The sequence below is a fragment of the Leptothoe sp. ISB3NOV94-8A genome (assembly GCF_043421595.1).
Taxonomy (GTDB): Bacteria; Cyanobacteriota; Cyanobacteriia; order Phormidesmidales; family Phormidesmidaceae; genus Leptothoe; species Leptothoe turfae.
Map to the genome: position 1 here is coordinate 119,783 of NZ_JAXSQW010000003.1, position 26,179 is coordinate 145,961.

General features: G+C 56.3%; 3 protein-coding genes (1 of these 3 only partly in view). 2 read left to right on the forward strand and 1 reads right to left on the reverse strand.

Annotated features, from left to right (window positions below; translation table 11 throughout):
- Both SPB21_RS32895 and SPB21_RS32900 read left to right on the forward strand, forming a co-directional pair.
- Positions 1-2,565 carry the final stretch of an SDR family NAD(P)-dependent oxidoreductase gene (locus SPB21_RS32895; RefSeq protein WP_499869258.1) on the forward strand. 12,597 nt of this gene lie to the left of the window's left edge, so the window shows 2,565 of its 15,162 coding nt (coding positions 12,598-15,162); its start codon lies beyond the left edge, outside the window; it ends in the stop codon at positions 2,563-2,565.
- On the forward strand, positions 2,528-24,100 hold the full coding sequence (locus SPB21_RS32900) for an SDR family NAD(P)-dependent oxidoreductase (RefSeq protein WP_499869259.1): 21,573 nt from the start codon (positions 2,528-2,530) through the stop codon (positions 24,098-24,100). Before SPB21_RS32895 ends, SPB21_RS32900 begins: the two co-directional genes overlap by 38 nt.
- On the opposite strand, the gene SPB21_RS32905 is transcribed toward SPB21_RS32900, so the two are convergent.
- A complete protein-coding gene (locus tag SPB21_RS32905; protein ID WP_499869260.1) occupies positions 24,097-25,866 on the reverse strand; it encodes an ABC1 kinase family protein in 1,770 nt (589 codons plus the stop codon). The two genes, SPB21_RS32900 and SPB21_RS32905, sit on opposite strands and share 4 nt — an antisense overlap.
- Between the last annotated feature and the right edge of the window lie 313 nt (positions 25,867-26,179).

The window sequence follows — 26,179 nt, forward strand, 5'->3', positions numbered from 1 at the left end:
AATCCCAGGTCCCAGGCTGACTTACTAAAAACCACCTACACCCGAGCAGGCATCGATCCAAGCACCGTCAGCTATATCGAAACCCATGGCACCGGCACAAAGCTGGGGGACCCCGTGGAGATCAACGGTCTGATCACGGCATTTAACGAATTACGTGAAACCTATCCGTTGCTTGCAGATGGGCTGGATGTGGGGCGTCAGGGCTGTGGTTTGGGCTCCGTCAAGTCCAATATTGGTCATACGGAATTGGCCGCCGGTGTCGCCAGCGTGCTCAAAGTGCTGCTGCAATTCAAACATCGCACCCTGGTAAAGAGTCTCCATGCTGAACGGCTAAATCCTTATATTCGACTGCAGGACAGTCCTTTCTATGTGGTCCAGGAAAATCAGCCATGGGTGGCTCTACGGGACCCGCAGGGCAAGGAGTTGCCTCGCAGAGCAGGGGTGAGTTCGTTTGGCATTGGCGGTGTGAATGCCCATGTGATTCTCGAAGCATACGATGGCACTGTTCGGCCATCGTCCCCGAGGGTCGCCTGGCCTACCCCGATGATTGTGCTGTCGGCTCGCAATGGCGATCGCCTGCGGGACCTGGTCCAAAACCTGCTGGCATGGGTTGATCGATCTGCTGTTGCGTCAGGGAGGGCCGCCCCTAGCCTGCATGGAGTGGCCTACTCGCTGCAGGTGGGGCGCACGGCGATGGCAAGCCGATTGGCGTTTGTGGCCGAATCCTTCCAGATGATGCGGCATAAACTGCGGCATTACCTCCAGGGTGCCGGTGATCCGGGGGGGCTGTTCTGCGGCGAAGTAAACGGCCAGACTTACCCTGATGTGCCTGGCCCAGATGCCAGCCAGCCACTGGTGGAACAATGCAGACAGTCCGGTGACTACAGCCGCTTGTTGGCGCATTGGGTGAATGGGGGGACCGTCGATTGGCAGCAATGTTACGGTGACATCCATCCGGTTCGGGTCAGCCTGCCCACCTATCCCTTTGCCCGCGACCGTTGTTGGGTTGGTGTCATGCCCCAGAACGGGCATCTGCCCCTTGCGATGGAGCCAACGCCGCCAGTAGCGCCCCATGATGGGAATTTACAGGCTTTTTATCCTGGTTGGGAGGCTCTCCCGGTGCCAAATGCGTCCGGATCGCGCCGCATTACGACCACCTCCCCCCTCATTGTCGGCGGCACACCGGAGCAGATCGCTGCCATCCGTAAGCAGGCGGCGGCAACCGTTTTGACCCTACCGGTGGCGGCCAGTCCTGCCGTGGTGGCGGATAGCATCCGGCAGCAGGGTGATGTGGAGCATCTGGTTTGGATTGCGCCGTCCTCTGACTTGGGGCGGGAGCTGGGGCAATCCATGATTGAGGCCCAGGAAACAGGGCTTTTTCAACTGTTTAATTTGGTCAAAGGGTTGCTGCTGTTGGGCTATGGCGATCGGTCCCTACGGTTGACGGTGATCACCACCCAGACCCAGGCCGTCTACCGTAGCGATCGCATTCAACCCGCCCATGCCGGTGTCCATGGCTTGGCTGGCACCCTGGCCCAGGAATACCCCCAGTGGCAGATTCAGGCCCTGGACCTGCCAGCAGCCTGGCCGGTTCAGGACATTTTCCCACCGACCCCACCGACCTTGGACGCCCTGGGCACCCCGCTGGCCTATCGGGATGGGACGTGGTTTAAGTCGGTGCTGTTACCAATCAGGGGGCTGGATGCAGACGGCAATGGCTATCGGCGTGGGGGTGTCTATGTTGTGGTCGGTGGCGGCGGCGGATTGGGCCAGGTGTGGACTCGCTGGATGCAGGAGCATTATCAGGCCCAGGTGATCTGGCTTGGTCGACGACCCGCGGCGGCCCTGGAACAACAGCTGAACGCCCTCGCCAAAGATGGTTTAAAACCCGCTTACTTCCAGGCGGATGCGGCTGAGCCCGGTGTTCTGGAGGGGGTGCTCCAACGAATTCGCCAGCGCTACGGCAGGATTCACGGCATCGTCCATGCCGCCATGGATGTGTTTGATCTGGCCCTGGCCGATATGACCCCAGAGCGATTTCGCCGGGTGTTGGCGAGCCGGATCAATATCAGCGTGCGGATCGCCGAGGCCGTTCGCCATCAATCCTTAGATTTTATTTTGTTCTTTTCCTCCATGGCATCGTTTGCCAAGGCAGGCGGTTATGGGGGATATGCGTCGGGATGTGTGTTTATGGATGCTTACGCGCGAGCCTTAAACACTGAGCTACCCCATGCGGTGAAGGTGGTCAATTGGGGCTACTGGGGGGTGGGTTCGGGCGAGCGAGTGTCGGCTCAGGTCAAACGCCGCTATCAGCAGCTGGGTATCGAGCCAATTCAGCCCCCCATGGGCATGCAGGGCTTACAGACCCTGATGCAGGGGTCGTTGGAACAAATGGCATTGGTAAATACATCCAGGCCCGATGCCATCGACGGAGTTGCTAGTGCGGCATTGATCTCTCGCCAAACCGATGATCTCCCGCCATCGTTAATCCGAAACATTTTGTTACAGATGGAGACCCATGGAGCAGATGAGTTCGTTTCGCTTGGACATAACTCAAGAATTTGAGACCATCGAGCGCCGAATTGCCGAATTGCTGGCTGGCATATTCGATGCCTATGGGTTCTTCCGGGAACAGAGGTTCACCCTGGAGGAGTTGAAAGCACGGGTGTTGTTTAAGCCAGCCTACGATCGCTGGCTGGCGGAGAGCCTGGCCGCGCTCCATCAGTGGGGGCTATTGGGCAGCCGAGATGGGGGGCACTATACCGTGCCCGATGCGGAGCGCCCCCCGCTCCATCAGCTGTGGGACCAGTGGCGTCACGCCCGCGCCCAGGCTGGTAGGGACAATCAGGCCCGATGGCAACTGGCGGAAATCTGCCTGCGCGCCCTGCCCGATATGCTGGCAGGCAGGCAACGGGCAACCGACGTAATTTTTCCCGATGCCTCCATGGCCCTGGTTGAGCATCTATACCAGGGGAATGCCGTGGCCGATCTGTTCAACGGTCTGATGGCAGACGCCCTGGTGCAGATCTTAGGGGCGCGGTTGACGACAGATGAAACCCAGACGGTACGCATTCTCGAAATTGGTGCTGGCACGGGCGGAACCACCGTAGAGGTGTTGAAAAAACTCCAGCCTTTCAAGCATGGGATTGCGGAATATTTGTATACCGATATTTCTCAGTTCTTTCTGCTCCATGCCAGGGAACGGTATGCCCCTGGCCATCCATACCTGCGCACGGCTTTGTTCGATGTGGAGTCGCCCCCTGAGTCCCAGGGGATTGAACCTGGACGTTACGACTTTGTGATTGCGACCAACATCCTACATGCTACGAAAAATATTCGTCACACCCTACGCCACGTGAAAACGGCGATGCGGTGCAATGGCATCCTGCTGATCAATGAGGTCAAGGATAAAACCCTGTGGGGCCATGTCACCTTTGGTTTATTGGAGGGGTGGTGGCGTCCTGAGGACAAGGCTCTGCGCATCCCTGGGTCGCCCCTGCTGGCGTCAGAAACTTGGCGGCGGGTACTGGCTGATGAAGGGTTTGATCCGGTGGTGTTCCCCGGTCAGTGGGCCCACGGTCTGGGACAACAGATTATCTTAGCGGCCAGTGACGGCTGGGTGCGCCAGAGCATTCCGGAGACCGCTAACCAACAGCCGCCGGTGCCGATAAATAGCAATGGCAGTGGCGTCGGGGCTGAGGTGTCCTTGCGATCGCAAGCAGTCGCTTACTTCAAACAGCTGATGGCCGCCACCCTAAAGCTGCGGGTCGACGAAATCGCAGCTACAGAACCGTTAGAAAGCTATGGCATCGACTCGATTTTAATCAATCGTGTTAACGCCAAACTCAGGGCAAATTTTGGAGATGTGCGCAGTACCCTGTTGTTCGAGGCCCAGACCATTGACGCCCTGGCTGACCATTTTATTCACCATCAACGGCCAGCTCTGGAACGTGTGCTGAGGGCCAAGAGTTCCCCTAGTCAGGCGGTTATGCCGGTGGTGTCTGCCCCAGGTCTGGCAGGCACCGAAACCACGGTATCTGCTGAACGCCATCGCCCCCAGAGTGAGAGTCAGAGTGAGGGGCAGAGTGGCGGTCCGGCTCTGGCCTCCGAAATCGCCATTATCGGTATTAGCGGTCACTATGCTCAGGCGGACAACCTGGATACATTCTGGAAAAATCTGGAAGCTGGCCACCATTGCGTCACAGAAATTCCGGCGGACCGATGGTCCCTGGATGGCTTCTTTGAAGCAGATATGGAAAAGGCGGTCAAGCAGACTAAAAGCTATAGCAAGTGGGGCAGTTTTCTCCCAGGCTTTGCCGATTTTGATCCGTTGTTTTTTGGTATACCCCCCAGCGAGGCCATGAAAATGGACCCCCAGGAACGGCTGTTTTTGCAGGCCACCTGGGAGGCCCTGGAAGACGCCGGTCACACACGCACCATGCTGGCAGACCAGTACGGTGGCAGAGTTGGGGTTTTTGTCGGCATCTCGCGCACGGGGTTCGAGCTGTTTGGTGCTGATTTTCAAGCCCGTGGCGGTCGCTTCCAACCCCGTACTTCCTTTAGTTCAGCGGCCAATCGAGTTTCCTATTTTTTAAATATCCACGGGCCGAGCATGCCCATCGATACCATGTGCTCATCGTCGTTGACGGCAATCCATGAGGCCTGTGAGCATTTGCGTCGGGGCACCTGTGATCTGGTGATCGCCGGGGGCGTGAATCTCTTCTTGCATCCGTCGAGCTATGTCGAACTGTGTGCCAGTGGCATGTTGTCCCAGGATGGCAAGTGCAAATCCTTCGGGGCGGGCGGCGACGGCTTTGTTCCTGGGGAAGGGGTGGGGGCGGTGGTTCTGAAACCGCTACAGCGGGCGATCGCAGATGGGGACAACATCCACGCTGTCATTCGGGGCTCCAGCGTCAACCATGGCGGCAAGACCAATGGCTACACGGTGCCCAATCCCTTAGCCCAACGGGATCTGATCCAGGTGGCTTTAGCGCAGGCGGGGGTCCATGCGCGGTCGATGAGTTATATCGAAGCCCATGGCACGGGTACGGAATTGGGCGACCCGATTGAGATCACCGGCCTCTCCCTAGCCTTCGAATCGGACACAGATGACACTGGCTTTTGCGCCATTGGCTCCGTCAAATCCAATCTGGGTCATCTAGAGGCGGCGGCGGGTATCGCCGGTCTCACCAAAGTTGTCCTGCAGCTCAAACATGGACGGCTGGCCCCCAGTTTGCATGCGACAGCGTTGAATCCAAATATCAGCTTTGAGAAAACACCATTTTACGTCCAGCGCCAGGCCGGTCCCTGGCCAAGACCTGAATTGGCACTGCAGGGCGAATCGCGTCAGTATCCAAGGCTGGCCGGTGTGTCGTCCTTTGGGGCCGGTGGCACCAATGCCCATGTCGTGCTAGAGGAGTTTCAGCAGGTTCAACGTACCCAGACTGCTGGGTTAGCTGATGCGGGGCAACCGGCGGTGATTGTGCTGTCGGCAAAAAATGAGGCGGGCTTGCAACGCTCAGCCCGTCAGCTCCTGGCTTATTTGGAAAAAATGCCGGAGATAGACGCCCAATGGTTGCACGATGCCGCCTTCTCGCTGCAAGTCGGGCGCGAAGCGATGGCGGAACGCCTGGGCTGCGTGGTCTCTTCCGGGGATGAGCTGATCGATCAGCTACGACGGTTTGTCCGTAATGGCAGCGATGAGCATAGGCTGCATCGGGGCCAGATGGGGGGGCACCGTGATGCCCTGGCCTTCAGTGGTGATGACGATCTGCGCGATGTTGTGGCGGCCTGGATACAGCACCGCAAGTACGACAAACTGCTAAGCCTTTGGGTTTGGGGTGGGGAATTTGATTGGCACCGTCTGCATGCCCCGGGTACCCGGCGTCGAGTCAGCCTGCCCACCTATCCTTTTGATTGCGATCGCTACTGGTTTGACAGAGATATAACCTCCCCTAGCCCGACGCCGTCAGCCTCTACCTTAATGATGGTGCCGCAATGGCAGCCCAGGCCCTTGATGGCCAGCCAGGGCCAATGGACACAGCATTACATCCTGCTGTGCGATCTGGGTGAATGTAGCCCTGACGCTTGGGCTGGGTTTCAGGCCAGGGGCATCACCTGCCACCTTATGGAGAGCCAGGCTGATCAAATCCATGGGCGATTCGCGGATTACGCGGCCCAGCTCCTTGATCTGCTCCGCACCCTACTCCGGGACCGGTCTGCGACCACATTAATTCAATTGGTGGTGCCAACCGGGGGGGAAGCGCAGCTGCATAGCGGTCTTAGCGGGATGCTAAAAACTGCATACCAGGAAAATCCCAACCTCCACGGTCAGGTGATTGAAGTGGATCCATCCGAGGGGATGGCGGCGATTGGGGAGCGTCTGATACAGGACAGTCATTCTCCGGGGGACACTCACATCCGCTATGGCCATGGGGAGCGTCTGGTGCAAACGTGGCAAGAATTGGCCATGACGGACGCCGTTACTCCCCCCTGGCGGGACAACGGCGTCTATTTGATATCCGGGGGTGCGGGGGGGCTGGGGTTGCTGTTTGCCCGAGAGATTGCCACCCAGGCCCAGGACGTCACCTTGATTCTCACAGGACGTTCCGACCTCAGCGATGGCCAACGGGAAAGCCTGCGGCAGCTTGAGGCCGATGTGGCAGTGAGGGGGGCTCGCCTGGACTATTGCCAGACCGATGTTTGCGATCGCGCCTCCGTCGATCGCCTGGCCCACCATATTCAAACCCAGTTTGGCCGACTGGATGGCATCCTCCATGCCGCCGGTCTGGTGCGGGACAGCTTTATTCTCAAAAAGAATCCAGCCGATCTGAGAGACGTCCTGGCCCCCAAGGTATCCGGCACCGTTAATTTAGCAGCGGCCTTTGCCGCCCTGGCCCCGGAGGTATTCCTATTATTCTCATCGGTGTCTGGGGTGATGGGTAACCCAGGGCAAGCAGATTACGCCGCCGCCAATGGCTTTATGAACGCCTGGGCCGAGCATTGCCGTCAGGCGCTGTCAGCCGAGCTGGCTAGGCAATTGCCCCAGCTAGCTGGGAAATTGCCCCAGAGAACCGTCGCCCTATGCTGGCCCCTCTGGCAGCAAGGGGGAATGGGGCTGGATGTCGCCACAGCGGATGCTTTGGAACAAAACACAGGCATGATGGCCATGCCCGTAGCGGCAGGCATGGACGCCTGCTACCGAGCCTTGGCGGCCAATCAAGCCCAGGTGATGATCGCCTACGGTGATGCTGCCCGGCTGCGCAGAATATTCCTTAGGCAGGAACCGGTGGGTGAGAGCGAATCCCGGCGGTCTCGCCTGCCCCATCTCGCCCGCCATGCTCGGGAAAGACTCTGGCAGCGGACCCTGGGGCAGCTGGTGCAGCTGTTTGGCGAGGTCATTCAACTACATCCAGACCGGATCGATGTCCAGGCGTCCATGGAGGACTTCGGCGTGGACTCGATCATCGTCACCCAGATGAACCAAAAGCTGGCACCAGTCTTTCAGAAGTTCCCTAAAACCTTATTTTTTGAATATCCCACCCTGGCCTCCCTATGCAGTTATTTTGTCGACACCTTTCCGGCGGAATGCGCCAATTGGACGGGGCTGTCGTTGGCGTCCCCACTGTCGTCCCAGCCGATGGCCACGGGGCTGGCTGGGCGACCGGATCCGAGCCCCGCTCAAGATAGTAATGATAGCCATAACAGCCGCCCCCCTGAGGCTCGGGGGCAGCAGGTCAGTAGGGGCTCAGGGAGGAAACCCAGTCCCACCGCCCAGGAGCCGATTGCCATCATCGGGCTGAGTGCTCGGTTTCCCCAGGCCGAAACCCTGGATGCGTTTTGGTCAATGTTGAGATCGGGGACCCATGTAGTGACAGAAATTCCATCCGAACGCTGGCCCTTAGCCGGTTTCTATGAGCCAGACCCAAAGCAGGCGGTGGCCCAGGGTAAAAGCTATGGCAAATGGGGGGCATTTCTGGAGGGATTTGCCGACTTCGATCCGCTCTTTTTCAATCTTTCTCCCCAGGAAGCATTGAGAATGGACCCCCAGGAACGGTTGTTTCTGCAAACGTCATGGTCGGCCCTGGAAGATGCGGGGTACACCCCCGCTCGCTTGGCGCAGTGCTGCGATCGCAACGTGGGGGTGTTCGCGGGCATCACCAAGACCGGCTACGACCTGTACGGACCGGAACTGTGGCAGACGGGGGATACCCTGCAACCCCGGACGTCTTTTGCGTCTGTGGCGAATCGGGTGTCTTTTCTGCTGAATCTCAAAGGCCCCAGCATGCCGGTGGACACCATGTGTTCCTCATCGCTGACTGCTATCCATGAAGCTTGCCAGCGGTTACGCTTGGGTGACTGCGCCATGGCCCTGGCGGGCGGGGTAAACCTGTACCTGCATCCTGCCAACTACGTTGAATTATCAACTCTCCAGATGCTCTCAAAAGATGGGCGCTGTCGTAGCTTTGGGAACGGGGGCGACGGTTTTGTACCAGGAGAGGGTGTCGCCGTTGTTTTACTGAAGCCCCTGGTCAACGCCGTGGCCGATGGCGATCAGATCCACGCCGTCATTCGGGGCAGTCGGGTCAACCATGGCGGCAGAACCAATGGGTATACGGTGCCCAATCCCAAGGCCCAAGCGGACCTGATTCGTCGGACTCTGGATAAAGCCGGGGTTGATGCCAGGACGGTCAGTTATGTGGAGGCCCATGGCACTGGCACCTCCCTGGGCGACCCGATTGAAGTGGAGGGACTGACCCAAGCATTTCGGGCGGATACAAGCGCCACAGGGTTCTGTGCTCTGGGCTCGGTCAAGTCCAACCTGGGCCATCTGGAGGCGGCAGCTGGGATTGCTGGTCTGGTCAAGATTTTGCTACAGATGCGCCATCGACAGCTGGTGCCCAGTCTGCATGCAGCGGAGTTCAATCCCCATATTGAGTTTGACGATACTCCGTTCCAGCTGCAACAGACATTGGCAGATTGGCCGCGACCCGTCGTCAACGATGCCACCCAGGAAGTCCCGCGCATCGCTTGCCTTTCATCCTTTGGTGCGGGTGGGTCTAACGCCCATGTGGTGGTGGAAGAGTATCCCGGTGGACTGGCCGCTACAGATGCCCCCTCCCCAATCAGGGCCACTCCCCAGCTGGTCGGCCCTGTGGGCATCGTTCTATCGGCGAAAACCCAGGAGCGGTTGCAGGTGTATGCCAAACGCCTCAAGGATTTTCTGGTGGACCATCGATCAGCGCTGGACGGGCGGCTGCAAGACATTGCTTATACGCTTCAACTGGGTCGCGTCGCTATGGATGAACGGTTAGCGATGGCGGTGTCGACCCTGGATGAACTCTTGGAAAACCTGGATGGGTTTTTGCAGGGGCGGAACCGGGGGACCGATTGTTTTCAGGGGCGTAGGGGGCGCGATCGCACCCCCCTAGCTTTAATTAGCAACGACGAGGACTTCGGCGAGACGGTTGACCGCTGGATACAACGGGGCAAGCTGAGCAAATTGCTGGAACTCTGGACCCAAGGTCTGAGCATCGACTGGACGCGGCTATACCAGGCCACCCAACCCGGTATCGTCAGTTTGCCCACCTATCCCTTTGCCAGGGAGCGCTATTGGCTGCCAGAACTAAAACGGTCGAAGCCAGCTGTCCATGACATCGCCGTGCATGACACCGCCATTCATAAAACCGTTGCTAAGGAGCTAGATGCCCAGACGGTGACCGAGTGGACGTTGCACCCGGTGTGGGATGGGGTTTGCCCCAAAGCAGTGGAGCGATTTCCCGATGGCAATGCCGCCATTGCCATCATTGGCGGCACTCCGGATCAGCTGAGGGCCGTACGCCAGGAATATCCGTCGGCACAGCCATTGGAGCTGCCCAATACCGCCGATTTGGACCCGTGGTCTGCCATCTTGGATCGCCTACCAGGGTTGGCTCATATCCTCTGGATTGTGCCTGAAACTGAGCCATTATCGCTAGTGGACGACCGGGTGATTGAGGCCCAGGACATCGGCGTCATTCAACTTTTTCGGTTAGTCAAAGCGTTGCTTTCCCTGGGCTATGGTCAAAAACCGTTGGGTTGGACCGTAATTACTGACCAGGCCCAGGCCGTGCTTCCGACGGAGCCCATTCATCCCACTCATGCCGGTATCCATGGATTTGTCGGCAGTATGGCGAAGGAATTTCCCCAATGGCAGGTGCGGCTGCTGGATCTAGACGCCCAGCCCTGGCCGGATGACCTGTGGACCATCCCCCCCAACCCTCAAGGGGAAGCCCTGGCCTACCGGGGAAACCAGTGGTTCCAGCAAGCGCTAATACCGGTGCAGGATCTGGCGGTCAACCCAGAACCGTTCCGGACCCAGGGTACATACATCATCATTGGTGGCGCGGGAGGGCTGGGGGAGGTGCTGTCTCGACATCTGATCCAGCATTGGCAGGCCCAGGTGATTTGGGTGGGACGGCGGCCCTTGAATCCGGATATTCAAACCAAAATCGACGCCCTGGCAGCGCTGGGGGCAGCTCCCTGGTATCTCTCGGCGGATGCCGCCAACGTCAGTGACCTGGAGAGGGTTCGCAACGCCGTTCAACAAAAGTACGGCTCGATTCACGGGGTGGTCCATTCGGCCCTGGGCAGCTATGACCAGAGTTTAACGGCCATGGATGAGGCCCAATTCCGCTCCGTCCTTTCCGCCAAGGTTGATATCACAGTGCGGGTTGCCCAGGTATTTGCAGACGCGCCGTTGGATGTCATCCTTTTCTTCTCGTCCCTGGCCTCCTTTGGCAAGGTGCGGGGCATGAGCAGCTATGCAGCTGGCTGTGTCTTCCAAGATGCCTTTGCCCTGGGGCTCTCCCAGATCTGCTCTATCCCTGTCAAGGTGATCAACTGGGGCTTTTGGAGCATCGGCGGCGGTGCCAGAATCTCGGATACCCTCAGGCGGCATCTCCAAGAGACCGAGGGAGTACAGCCGATCAATGCTGACGTGGGCATGGGGGTATTAGAACAGTGCATCAGTAGCAACCTCTCCCCATGGGCCTTTATCAAATCCGATGCCTCAAGGCCCCCTCGGGGTGTGGTGTTGGATCAGACCATAGCCCAGGCACCTAGAGTTGTGCCGTCATGCTTGCCGACCCTGGCGGAATTCTCACCCGCCATTGCAGTTCCAGCCGTGCATCCGCTTCTGGCTGAACTGGATGTCTGGATGGTGAAATTATTGTTGGCCCAGTTTTTGCAAATGGGTGTATTGCAGAACGGCGTCATCGAAAACAGTGCCACATTGCGACAGCGCACGGGGGTGCTGGCCAAGTATCAGATTTGGTGGGATGAGGTGATGGCGGCCTTTGGCCAGCAGGGATGGGTCCACCTCAACAACGGCACCATCACCGTTAAGGATGCCGCATTGCTTGAAAACCCTGAGCTGATCTGGCGGCAATGGCAGGCGTTTTGTCAACAAACCGATCAGGATGATGAGATGCGGCCACTGACCGCCATCATTGATGAATGCTTTCGGGCACTGCCTGCCATTGTGCGCGGCCACACATTAATTACGGACATTCTATTTCCGGCAGGTGCCGTGAACAAAATGGAAGTCCTCTATAAGGACAACTCCATCGCCCATTTCTTTAATACGGCCCTGGCGGAAGTTGCCGCTGCCTGGTTACAGCAGCGCCTGGACGTCGATCCTCAAGCCCAAATTCACATCCTCGAAATTGGTGCGGGGACCGGTGGGACCACATCCACAGTGCTGCCCCACCTGGCCCCGTTTAAGCAGGCGATCGCAACCTATTGCTACACGGACATTTCCAATTCGTTTTTGATGGATGCCGCCCAGCGATATGGTGCGGCCCATCCCTACCTGGAATACAAAATTTGTGACATCGAGCAGCCCCTGGCGGCACAGGGGCTGGAGGTGGGGGCATATGACCTGGTGATTGCCACCAATGTATTGCATGCCACTCACTCCATGGGTAATACGGTGCGCAATGCCAAGGCCGCCCTGGCGGAAAATGGGGTGCTACTGCTCAATGAGATGACCGCCAAGACGGTATTTGCCACCTTGATTTTTGGCTTAATCGACGGTTGGTCCCTGGCCCAAGATACTCACCTGCGGATTCCCGGTAGTCCCGGTCTAACCCCCGCTGCTTGGCGGCAGCTATTGGCGGAAACTGGCTTTAAGCACATCCAACTGCCGGTGCCCTCGGCCCAACCCCTGGCCCAGCAAATTATTGTGGCGGAGAGCGATGGCGTGATTAGACAGAAGCGATCGCAAGTTGCCCCTGAACTGATCGCCTTGCCCGTGGCGGAGCGTCACCAGCCACCAGAGAGCCACACGGAGCCAACCATAGACAAATCGGCCTATGTGCAACAGCAGATCGTCGCTTGCCTGTCTCGGACCCTGCGGCTGGATGACAGTCGGTTCGAACTGGATGTGTCATTTTCCGATTACGGTGTGGACTCCATCTTAGGGGCGCAGTTTATCACCTTAGTCAGTGCAGCGTTAGATATTGACCTGAATACGACGATTATTTTCAATTACCCCACCGTGGAGCGACTCAGTGCCCATGTTCTGGAAGCCTATGGCGATCGCATTACCCCGCCTGCGCCCGATCGAGCCCCCGAGTTAGAGACACCGGGTGCCCAGGAACCCCTGGGTGCCCAGGAACCCCTGGGGGGCCAGACTACCCCCGCCTCCAGCCCTGGGCAGGCACCCAGATCAAGGCCGCAGACAACACCGACCGTTTCCCAATCCCCTAGCACCTCCCCAGCTGCCACCGACATTGCCGTTATCGGACTTTCCCTACAGGTCCCTGGTGCCCAAACCCCCCCCGACTTTTGGCAACACCTGCTCAGCGGTCAGAACGCGGTGAGCGAATTGCCGGCCCATTATCTGGACCGTGAAACGTACTACAGCCCACAGCGGCAAAAGGGTAAAACCTACTGCCACCAGGGCGGTGTGCTAAAGGATCGAGATTGTTTTGATCCTTTGTTCTTCAATCTTTCCCCCCGCGATGCGGAATCCATGAATCCGCATCAGCGCTTGATTATGCAGGAGGGCTGGAAGGCCCTTGAGGACGCAGGATACAATCCAAAATCTTTGGCTGGTGTTCCGACTGGCATCTTTGTGGGCTCCGAACCAAACGGCTATTTCCATGAGACCTTTACGGGGGCATCGGAGGCCATTATTGCCTCCAGGCTATCCTACTTCCTGAATCTGCGGGGACCGGCCCTGGTGGTTAATACAGGGTGTTCTTCTGCGGCGACGGCCCTGCATCTGGCCTGTGAAAGCCTCAGAAATGGCGAGTGCTCCATGGCCCTGGCGGGGGGCGTCTATGCGTCGATGAACCAGGCCCATCTAATTTCACTATCGGAAATTGAAATGCTGTCGCCGTCGGGTTGCTGCCGCACCTTTGATGCCGAGGGCGATGGCATGGTGTTGTCGGAAGGCGTCGGTATGGTCACACTGAAACGCCTGGCAGACGCCGAAAGGGACGGCGATCCCATCTACGGTGTGATTGCGGCCTCCGGGCTGAATCAGGACGGAGCCAGCAACGGCATCACAGCCCCCAGCGGTGTGGCCCAGGAAGAATTGATCACCGATGTTTATCAGCGTTATGGCATCAACCCAGAGGATATCAGCTATGTCGAGGCCCATGGCACGGGCACCCGTCTGGGGGACCCGGTGGAAGCCAATGCCCTGACCCAGGCATTTCGCAGATTTACAAATCGGCAGCACTATTGCGCCCTGGGCAGTGCCAAAGCCCACATTGGTCACACGGCTGCCGGGGCCGGGATAATTGGCTTGATCAAGGTATTGCTATCGTTGCAACACCGCAAACTGCCGGGGTTACCCCATTTTGAAACCCTCAACCCCCGGATTGAATTTGACCATGCCCCCTTCTTTATTCCTGCTCAGACAACGGATTGGTCGAGGGATGATGGCAAGCCCTTAATGGCGGCTTTGAGTTCCTTTGGCCACAGTGGCACCAATGTCCATTTTGTGATTCGTGAATATCAGCCGCCGCTATGGGCACCCACGGATGAGTCGGTTCAAATGCCATCGAATCCTGCGATCGTGCCGCTTTCCGCCAAAGATGAGCGGCGGCTCAGACAGGTGGTGCAACAGTTGCGGGGGTATTTGCGTGACACTCCGCGGGCTGCCGGGCCAGGGACCCTCAGGAATCTTGCCTATACGCTGCAAACGGGCCGCGAAGCGATGAATTGCCGTATGGCATTGGTCGTCCATAACCTGGCTGAACTACAGCAAGCGCTGACTGACTGGTTAGCGGATGGGGCCTCGGGGAGAACTGATGGCAGCCTGGCAGCTAACTCTCCTGACCAACTGTCTCAATGGCTGGCAGAGGAGAGGTTTGAAGCCATTGCTGATTATTGGTCCCAGGGAGGGTCAGTGGATTGGCAGCGGCTGTATGGCGATCGCAAACCGGTCCGCATCCATTTGCCCACGTACCCCTTTGCCAAGGAACGCTATTGGGCAAACGGAGCCACCCAAACAGGCATGGGGGCTGCACCTGTCTTGGCGGCTACAGCGCCTACGCCCCTTGATGGTGCTGACACCAGCGACTACCTGCTCGCATCTCCCGCCTGGCAAACGGTCCCAGTTCCCTCCAGTGTATCTATGCCTGAAGGGATGCAGCGACTGATTATGCTCTGGGCTGACCCCACTACTGTGATCGAACAGGTCTGCGAACGGCTGACGACACCCAATGCCTCAGTCATCCGTTTAGACCGACACTCAACCCCGCTGGATACCGCCTATACCGACTTTTCCTTGCAGGTCTTTCAGCACGTCCGCAATAGACTGCAATCCCATGGCAGAACAAAAACCCTGGTGCAAGTGGTGATTCCTGACGATGCAGAGGCCTCGGTGTTGCTGGGCATTGCCGGGTTATTGCACACTGCCCAGCAGGAGAATCCAAAACTACAGGGGCAGGTGATCGCCCTGGATGTCAGGGACACCGACCAGGGGCTGCTGACTAAAATTGAAGCTAATGCCCGCTGCGCCCAGGACACTCTGATCCGCTACGAAAATGGGGTTCGACAGGTCATCCGATGGCATGAATTGAGTCCTGGTGACCTGTCTGCCTCTGGCCTGCCCTGGAAGGACCAAGGCATTTATTTGATTACCGGTGGGGCCGGTGGTATTGGTTTGATTTTTGCCAGTGAAATTGCCAGTCGGGTTAATCAGGCCACCCTTGTGCTCATAGGCCGATCACCCCTCACATTAGAAAAAGAAGCCCGCCTTAATGCGATCGCACAGAACGGCACCCGCATCGACTATCGCCAGGTCGATATCAGTCAACCGCAGCAGGTACAGGCCCTGATTTTGGATATTCAGGCTAACCACGGCCCCTTGAACGGCGTAATCCATGCAGCAGGAATTCACCGGGATAATTACCTCATCCACAAGCCAGATGACGAGTTTAGAGCTGTTTTAGCCCCTAAGGTCCAGGGCACCGTTAACCTTGACCAAAGTCTGGCCGCTACTCCTTTAGACTTTTTTGCCCTGTTTTCCTCCGGGGCGGCGGTGACCGGCAATTTGGGCCAGGCCGACTATGCCGCTGCCAATGGGTTTATGGATCAGTTCGCCACCCATCGGCAAAGACTCGTGGCCGCAGGGCAACGATTTGGCCAAACCCTGTCCATCAATTGGCCCCTTTGGCAGCAGGGGGGCATGCAGGTGGATGCGGCCACGGTGGCGCTGATGCACCAACGGACCGGCATGAAGGCGATGCCGACCACCATCGGCATCCAGGCCTTTTACCAGGCACTGATGGCCAAACACCCCCAGGTGGGTGTGGTTACTGGAGATCTTGCCACCATTCGGCAGCGGTTGTTTGGGACACCGCATAAGGCTGAAACAGTCCGCCAGACTGGGCCGATTGATCACCAGGCCCTGAGGGCCGCAACGCTACAGCAACTCAAACAGTTGTTGGGCGCACGCCTTAAACTGTCACCGGAACGGATTGCCTCCCAGGAGCCCTTTGAGCGCTATGGCATTGATTCGATCCTGATCACAGATCTCAATCAGGATCTTGAAGCCGTCTTTGGGGAAATTTCCAAGACCCTATTTTTCGAATATCAAACCTTGAGTGCCCTGACGGATTATTTTGTGGCAGACCATCCAGAGGACTGCCAGCGCTGGTGTGGTTTGGGGGGTAAGTCTAGTGGTAATCCCCCACCAGCTGTCAGTGCAGCGGTCCCGACCGCTTTGGTCGCCGGGGCTATCAAGGCAACCGGCGGACCCCGCCAGGAACCGATTGCCATCATTGGCATTAGCGGTCATTATCCCCAAGCCGATTCGCTAGCGGCCTTCTGGTCCAATCTGTCTGTGGGCCAGGATGGTGTAACGGAAATCCCGCCCGAGCGTTGGTCCCTGGAGGGATTTTATCTGGAGCAACCGGAGGAAGCGGTGGCCCAGGCCATGAGCTATGGCAAGTGGGGCAGCTTCCTTGACGGGTTCGCGGAGTTTGACCCCCAGTTCTTTAACATTTCGGGGCGCGAAGCCATGAGTATGGACCCCCAGGAACGGCTGTTCTTGCAATCGGCCTGGGCCGCGCTGGAGGATGCTGGCTACACTCGGGAAACCCTGCAATCTCGGTTTGATGGCAATGTCGGTGTGTTTGCTGGCATCACCAAGACCGGTTATGACCTGCACGGGGCGGAGTGGCGTCAGCATGGAAAACTGTTTTATCCCCACACGTCCTTTGGGTCCGTGGCTAATCGGGTCTCCTATCTGCTGAACCTGCATGGCCCCAGCATGCCCATTGATACCATGTGCTCCTCCTCGTTGGTTGCCATCCATGAGGCCTGTGAGCGATTACGTCAGGGTGTTTGTCCAATGGCGATCGCAGGTGGGGTCAATCTTTACCTGCACCCCACCAACTATGTTGAGCTATCGGCCCTGAAAATGCTTTCTAAGGGCGGGAAATGCCGCAGTTTTGGGGAGGGGGGCGACGGTTTTGTCCCCGGCGAGGGCGTCGGCGTTGTGATCTTAAAACCCCTGGCCCAGGCCTTGCAGGATCGGGACCATATCCACGGTGTGATTCGGGCGACGGCGGTCAACCATGGGGGTAAGACCAACGGCTATACCGTTCCTAACCCCAAGGCCCAGGCCGAGTTGATCCGCAAAACATTAGATCTAGCAGGCATCCACGCACGCACCGTCAGTTATGTGGAGGCCCACGGCACCGGGACGGCTCTGGGGGACCCGATTGAGGTCACTGGCCTCACCCAGGCCTTTCACCATGACACCACGGATGTGGGCTTCTGCGCATTGGGGTCGGTCAAGTCCAATATCGGTCACCTGGAGGCCGCTGCCGGGATGGCAGGGCTGACCAAAATTCTCTTGCAGATGAAGCACGGAAAACTGGCACCCAGCCTGCATGCCGATCGATTGAATCCGAACATTTCTTTCGAGAACACCCCCTTCCAGGTACAGCGCTCACTGGCGGACTGGCACCGTCCCCAGGTCAACGTTGATGGCACCCCCAGGGAATATCCCCGCATCGCCGGGTTGTCATCATTTGGGGCAGGAGGAGCCAACGCCCATGTGATTCTCGAAGAGTACATGGACGAAACTATCCATCCCCCGCAAGCCGATGCCGACAACCCGCCAGCGGTATTTGTGCTGTCCGCTAAAAATGAAGACCGTCTCAGGGATTACGCGAGGGCGATGCGGGACCACCTGCAAAACCATATATCAGCCAACCAGCTACCTGATTTCCTCTACACCTTACAAGTTGGCCGAGAGGCCATGGATCAGCGGCTGGCCATGGTGGTTCATTCCCAATCTGAGCTGGTGGCCAACCTTAGCCTTTTCATTGATGGCCAACCCCTGGGTAAAGACTGTTGTCGGGGACAAGTGGATCACGAACAGGAAATCTCGACCGGGGCAGCGACCACTATCAATCCCAGCAGTCTAGACCCGACCAGGCTGGCCCAGGCCTGGGTGCAGGGGCATCCGGTCAACTGGCATCAACGTTATCGGACCCGACCACCGCGCCGTCTGGCCGCCCCCACTTATCCGTTTGCCCGAGAACGGTATTGGATTGCACCGGGGGAACTGTCCGGTGATGGTGATCGGCCAATCCTGACCCATGCCGTTTCCAGGCCAACGCCCACAGAGTTCTCGACGCCGCCATTGCAGAAGATCCAGAGAGTGCTTGCTCAAGCCCCAGATAACCAGATGAATTTTGTCAGCCCTGCTGCCAAACCCAAGGATCTCTTACTGCGTAATCTGAGCGTTCCGGTGGCCTCGGATCTACAGGATATGGCCACATCGCCCTTGTCCAATAGCCCTGAGCCGCAACTTTCCGAAGGAACGCTAATCCGTAGCTTAAAGAGGAGTTTGGCCAAGGCCCTGTTTATTGATGAAGGGGCGATCGCAATCAATCAACCCTATATCGACATGGGCCTGGATTCCATCGTTGGCGTTGAATGGGTCCATGCCATCAACAAGGAGTTCGGACTGAGCCTATCGGCCACCCGAGTGTACGATTTTCCCACTATCCGTCAATTGGCCACATATTTACGGCAGGCCTTAGCCGACACAACCCAGGCAACAGAACCTGCCACCCCCAGGGTCGCCAACTCCGATGGGGCAACCGCCAACTCCGATGGACCCGTATCCGAGGCACCCATATCCAATGGGTCAGCACCCACACCGACACCCACATCGACCGTGCAAGAGCCCGCCCATGGATTCACAACGGCCCAATTAGAGACCTTCTTAGTCACCAGTTTAGCCAAGGCGCTGTTCATTGAACCCAAGGCCATCGACCCCAAGAAGCCTTTTGTCGATTTTGGCCTAGATTCCATTGTCGGTGTGGAATGGGTGCACGCTATCAATACGGAATTTGGCGTGAATTTATCGGCAACTCGGGTTTACGATTACCCGACTATCCAGGCGCTGGCGGAGCACCTCAAGAACATCCTGCCTGTCCCACCCACCGTGCCGCCACCGGCCCCCGCTTCCCTCTCTTCTCCGTCTCCCCCAGAACAACCATTAGAGACGTCCGTTGCTAGTCGCGATCGCCAGCCGTCATCCCCCCCACCCCCCGAACCCATCGCCGTCGTCGGCATGTCAGGCCGATATCCGCAGGCTAAGGATCTGGAGCAGTTCTGGCAGAACCTGGCTGTCGGTCAGAATTCCATTCGTGAAATTCCTCGCGATCGCTGGAATGTGGATGCCTATTTTGATCCTAATCCTTCCACACCGGGCAAGATCTACTGCAAATGGTTGGGTGCCCTGGATGAGGTCGACTGTTTCGACCCATTGTTTTTCGGCATCTCCCCTGCCGAAGCCGAAGGCATGGACCCGCAGCATCGGTTGTTTCTAGAAGAAGGCTACCGAGCCTTTGAGGATGCGGGCTACGGTCCCCGCCTGCTGAGCAATGTCAACTGTGGCGTCTACATGGGGGTGATGAGCTATGAGTACGCCTTTTTGCTCCAGCAGCGTCAGGCCGAGCTAACAAACACTGGCAATAGTTTTGCCATCGGCGCGGCCCGCATTCCCTATTTCCTCAATCTGAAGGGACCGGCAATCCCCGTTGATACCGCCTGTTCTTCCTCTTTGGTGGCCATTCATCTCGCCTGCCAGGCCCTCAGGCAGCGGGAGATTGACATGGCCCTGGCGGGAGGTGTCAGCCTGTATCTGATTCCAGAATCCTATGTGGGCATGTGCGCCGCTGGTATGGTGTCGCCTGACGGCCAATGCAAAGCCTTTGATGATGATGCCAATGGGTTTGTCCCTGGAGAAGGGGCTGGCAGTGTGGTTTTAAAACGTCTTGCCGATGCAGAAAGGGACGGTGATCACATTTATGGACTGATCATCGCTTCTGGCATCAACCAGGATGGCAAAACCAATGGCATCACCGCCCCCAGTGCCCAGCGCCAGATCGATCTATTGCAGAGCATCTACACTACCTATGGCATCGATCCCAGCACCATCAGTTATGTCGAAACCCATGGCACCGGCACCAGGCTGGGCGACCCAATCGAGCTAGAGGCCTTAACTACGGCCTTCCGTCAGTCAACCGATGGTCAGCAATTCTGCGCCCTGGGCTCGGTGAAGAGCAACATTGGTCACACCTCGGCGGCGGCTGGTGTGGCAGGCGTACAAAAGACACTGCTGGCCATGCAGCACCAACAACTGCCCGCCAGTTTGCACTTTAAAAAGCCCAATCGCCACTTCAAGTTTGCCGAGTCGCCGTTCTATGTAAATACCGAACTCAAGGCCTGGCCAACGGAGCCGTCTTCCCCTCGTCGGGCTGCCGTGAGCGCCTTCGGATTCAGTGGCACCAATGCCCATCTGGTGTTGGAAGACTATGTGGGACCACCCTCTGCGTCGCCAGCACCGAGCGGGCCATCCCCCGTGGTCATCGTGCTTTCTGCCAGACGAGTAGACCAATTACAAACAGTAGTCCGTCAGTTACATGATCATTTAATTGCCACCGAGACCCCAGATGCCATCGAGTTACCGTCATTGGCCTACACTCTCCAGGTAGGCAGGGCTGAACTGGAGGAACGGCTGGCTTTTATTGTGGATTCGATGGATGAACTGATTCAAGCGCTACAGGGATTTCTGGCGGATGCGCCCGGTAATGCCCGGTACTTTCGGGGGCAGGTCAACCCCCATGATGAAACGGTCCAGGCCCTCGTGGATGATGAGACCTTTATAGAAACTGTTGACCAGTGGATGCAACAGGGCAATCTCGATAGCGTTTTGCAACTGTGGGTAAAAGGCCTGGATGTCAATTGGCACCGTTTGTATGGCAGTGCCAGGCCAAGGCGCATCAGTTTGCCCACCTACCCGTTTGCCCGCCATCGCTGCTGGGTAGATGCAGTGGCAGAAAACCCAGGGGGCAGCAGTACCCTGCCTCAATCCTCAGCCACGCAACGTCCACTACTCTCCCCCCTGCAACTGCCAACGCTGACTCTAAAGGACCTTGATCCCCTCGGAGTTGCCAGGGACTTTGTGCCAGCTGCTTTAGAAGACTTGTTGGCCCAATTGCTATGGGGCATATTGCAAGCCATGGGGCTGTTTCAACGAGGCTCTTTTGACTTGTCTGCAGCCATGGCCGCTGGCAAGATTCGTCAGGGATACGAACGTTGGCTACAGGCAGCTCTCCAAGACTTTGTCCGGCGGGGGCAGCTGGATTATTCTGCTGGCAAGTTTGTCACCCCCGATGCTCATCCACCCAGCCTTGCATCCCTCTGGACTCTGTGGGACTTGCAGCAGCAGATTGAAAGCCGCGATCCACTCAAGCAGGCCCAGTTTCCCTTGATTGAGGCTTGCTTGCGCTCTTTGCCCGAGATTCTACAAGGCGATCGCACCGCCGTGGAAGTGATGTTCCCAGATGCTTCACTAGAGCTGGTGGAACCGTTTTATCAAGGCAATCCGGTGTCAGACCTGTTCAACGAGATCCTCAGTCGCACACTGACGAGTTGCATCGAACAGCGTATTGCCGCCGATCCTGAGGCTCGCATTCGCATCCTTGAGATCGGTGCCGGTACCGGTGGCATGACCGCTGCTGTATTGCCATGCCTCAAAGCCTTTGGTCAGCATGTGGTCGAATATTGTCACACGGATATTTCCAAATCGTTTCAGTTCCATGCCGAAGAGCGATTTGTTCCAGACTATCCCTTTGTTCGTGCTCAACTTTTCGATGTGGAACGACCGCCTACAGAACAGGGTGTGGCCCAGGGACAATACGACTTTGTTATTGCTAGCAATGTGTTGCATGCCACGCGCAACATCCGGCGTACCGTGGGTCATGCCCGTTCGGTGCTACGGTCCAATGGGCTCTTGTTAATTAACGAAATCAGCCGCAAGTCTCTGCTCGGGCATCTCACCTTTGGGCTGCTAGATGGCTGGTGGCTGAATGAAGACAACGAATTACGCATCCCTGGTTCACCGGCTCTATATCCCGAGACTTGGGAAAAGGTGCTAAGAGAGGAGGGCTTCGCATCGGTGGTTTTCCCCTGTGGGGAATCCCACGAATTGGGGCAACAGATTCTGGCGGCTTCCCTGGGCACACCCCAAAATATTTCTGGAAAAAAAGAGTTTCTGGCTTGTCAGGAAGACTGGGGTGCGGCCCCGCTTGAGAAAGAGTTTTTGACTTGCCAGGAAGACTGGTATGCGGCCCCGATTGAGGTGGCTGATTGGACGCCAAGAATCGATGCGGTCAAGACGAACGAAGTGCTGGTTATCAGTGCAAAATTAGAAGATGCAGACGCCATCATGAAGGTTTGCGAGACCGTCGCCAGGCTGGCTGAATATCCAGCCAATACCTGGACGGTGAGGCATTTATCCCTTGACACCCATGGGTTGGATGAAACCCTGTTGGCTGCCATTGTTCGGGGGGATGTCACTCACCCCCTCACCATTTTTCTGTGTGTGCCACCGATAGTCGATGACGGCATCGATCAGCTTGCTCAGGTGTTTGCCACTGTTCAGTCTGTGATGCGGGTGATGCATGCCAGGTCGACACATTTCTATTGTTGTTATACGGAACCGGCTGCTGCACACTGGTTGTACGGTGAGGCCTTGGCGGGATTATTTAAGTCCGCGATGGCAGAGTCGGTGAACCATCGCTATCGGGTGGTGTCCCATGACGCCGCATCCGCTATAGACGGACGCACAGCGTTGAGAATAGTCCAGGAATGGCTGTGCGATGAAACCCAGGAACTGCCAGTGGCGATGGTGCCAATGGTCCGTTACGAACAGGGACAACGTTACGAATTGCGGGCGGCTGAATCAATGCCGCCTACGGATTTGAGTGAGCTTAATGTATTTCGTCAGGGGGCCACATACCTGATGGTTGGTGCCCTTGGCCCTGCTGGATTGCAGGTTTGCGAAGAATTGGGCCGTCGGTATCAAGCGCGGTTGGTGATCTTTTCTCGGCGTGGGGAACATCAAGCAGAGGCAGCGTTAAACCGGATCAGGGCTGCTGGTGCCACGGTGTTCTATCGCTCCGTCGATATTGTGGACCAAACTGCCTTGAGGCAGGCGATGGCGTCCGTCAAGGCCGAGGGGGTGACACTCAACGGGGTGATCCATATGGCGCGGCGGGTGGCCGATGCCCCGATTGTTCAGAAGAATTTCCATGATTTTATTGATGTGATGGCGGCCAAGGTCATGGGTGGTTTAAACCTTGATGCCGTGACCGCCGATGAACCGTTGGACTTTTTTCTGATGTATTCCTCAATGGCGGCATTTGGTATCCAGGGCTCGCCGGATTATGCTTTCTCCGCAGCGTATCAAAATACCCTGGCTCGGTCTCGCGACCAACAAGTCTCCCAGGGACGACGTTCAGGGCGGACCCGGTCCATCTGTTGGGGACAGTGGGATGTGGATGGTGTGGTCTCCTCAGAACAGTTGCCTAAACGACTGGAACGCCTGCGCGGCATGGGTATGGATACCATTGATGCGGCCTCTGCCATGGCCCTGATGCAGGCCTCTGTCAGGGATGACACCAGTGTGGTGGGCTTTATGGCCGTTTTTGATCGCGAGCGGGTGCGGCGCACGCTGGGGCTGGGGGCGGATAGCCATGTCAGTGAAGAGGCGATCGCAAACGGAATCAAAGCTTATGAGCACCAGCAATGGACGGATTTGGATCTGGCTCGGTTCTTGGATTCAGTTCCCGACCAGGATCTGACTGACTCCATCCAAGCTGAAATCATTCGGGTGATCCGTGCTGCTGATTCGTTTTCACGACCTGCTGAACGGCCTGCTGGAAAGAAACGCAACAGCAACGGTGCTCGTATTGATACTGGGCAACAGCCCTCTAACAGCCCAATCCAAGTCGCAATTAGCCCTAAGCCAGCGTCTAAAGACTCAGATCCATTACGAGCGGCCATTTTGGCCAGTATCAAGAAGACCCTGAAGATTCCGGAAAGTGAACTGGATTGGAACCATCCACTCCAGGATTACGGATTGGATTCGATTATTGCCATGCAACTGGCCACCACATTAGAAAAGCATTTAAATTGTCCAGTGCAACCCCGATGGCTGATTGAGTATCCGACGCTAAATTTACTGATGGAAAAACTCAATAAGGAAGTGAAAGACAATCCATCAAATTAATCCCGTGGCAGCGGCACAACCGGCTCCAAAAGAGAGGACGCGAATCGACTGGTTCGAAAGATGATGACAATCATGACAGAACCAAGCAGATACCAAGCATATGGGTGAATAGGGGGAATTGAATCGAGCCAATGGGTGAACCAGTTGCTCGTCAGGTGAAGATTTCCCACAATAGAGTAGTGGTATTGATAGAGATAGATTCCAAAGCAAAAGATCAGAACAAGCCACATGGCGAGGGTAATACTTTGCAATACCATGGCCGCCAAGCGAGATTCGAGCGAGACTTCTCCTTCAAACTCAAACGCTCGTCTGGTGAGTGCAGGTGTCAGTAGTTCATACAAGTCATTGATGCGTTGCATCATGTCCGGTGGCTGTTGTATTTGCTTACATTTCATCCGGCGAAATTTCCCTTCCAGATACATCTGTATTTCCGCTACAAAATCAAACCCTGGATTCAGAATGCTGATGTTTTGGTCTAATGTGTCAAAAGTACGTCTCATCCTCAGGTACTGCCAATTCACACCAATTTTGAACTCGGCCATGATTTGACCGAGTTCGGCTGAAGAGCTGCCAATGGACTTTTCGTAGTAAGGCAGATTCTTGATCATGCTGCGGGCTGCCTGTTTGTTGAGTACTCGGACAATTCGCCTTTTCACTTTCACGAGGTCTATCGGCGGCAGTTGGCCCATGGTGAGCAATAATAGCTCGGCTGCCTTGTCAAATGCCCCTTCGGCCATAGCTCGGAAATATTGATCATACTGGGCAGCAAACTTCGGATCGAGTCTGCCAACACTGCCAAAATCAATCAACGCCAGCTTGCTGTTTCTCAGAAGAATAATATTGCCCGAATGTAAATCACCATGAAAAAGTAAATCTTCATACAGTTGTCTGAAAGCACTTTGTAAGAGTTCCTGGGCAACTTTACAGGGATCAATGTTATTTTCTGCAAGCCAGTGCTTGACCCTTTTAGGATCGTCCCTTAATACACTGTTGAAATCACTAACAAATACACCGTCAATGAATTCCATGACAAGAACACGGTCGGTGTTGAACTCCAGGTAGACATCAGGCACATAGATTCCATGATCAGTAAGTGTTTGCTTGAGCCTGAGCATGTTGCTGGCCTCCAGTCGGTAGTCCAACTCCTCTTCCATGCTCGCCTGAATTTCCTGAAGCATTTCATCTAACCTTAAATACTGTAGGGCCTTGAATTGACCCAGAAGATTGAATGCCAGGTTCAACAAGTTAAAGTCATATTGAAAATATTCGGCTGCGTAGGGACGTTGAACTTTAATGACCACCCAGTTGCCTGCCTGTTTGCGCCTCGCCTTGTGCACCTGAGAGAGAGAGGCGGCGGCAAACGGTTCCAGCTCGAAATCATCAAATACTTCATCGATAGAAGTTCCCAACTGCGCCTCAATGATCTCCATAGAAAGTTGGGGTGAAAATATCATGGCGCGATCCTGAAGTTTTGCAAGTTCCCTACAAAACTCTAGTGAAAACAAATCGGTTCGCATGGCGAATATCTGCCCCACTTTGATCCACATGCCGCCTAAGAGTTCTAGAAACTCACGCACCTTGGCTGCTCTGCCCTCTTCAGAACCTTGCAGAACGATGTCACGCAAAAAATTGAGCACCAACAGCAACAGTCGACCTAAGATAAAGAAGATCCGCCAAAATTGCGGTTTACTGACCGGTACTTCTTGCAACGCCTTTTTCTCCGATGGTTGTAGTAATGGCGTTGTACATTGGCTTTTCTTTAGCATGGTGGCATTTTGGGGCTCGACGCAAGATAACATTTACCATTTGACGGAGCATCAGCGATGGCTGATCGGCTACAGCGATTCATTCCACTCTGAAATCTGTTGGTGCGATTCGGATGACCAAGCACATGCGGAGAGCGACTATTTCTTTTTAAGAAATAGTTTCTTTCTCTTGTCTAATTACATTGGATAAACCGTGATAAGAAAAATTTACACTCGATTGTGAAAGGCATTCTACTAGCTTTCCAGGAAAGCGGTTGCAATCTCCCTGTATTATTTTGTATTATTTAGCACGTTCTGAATTTAGAATGTCTGA

What these genes read in the sequence shown, in the direction of transcription:
- SPB21_RS32900 (WP_499869259.1), top strand. Translation starts at nt 2,528, where the DNA reads ATGAGTTCGTTTCGCTTGGACATAACTCAAGAATTTGAGACCATCGAG.
- SPB21_RS32905 (WP_499869260.1), bottom strand. Translation starts at nt 25,866, where the DNA reads ATGCTAAAGAAAAGCCAATGTACAACGCCATTACTACAACCATCGGAG.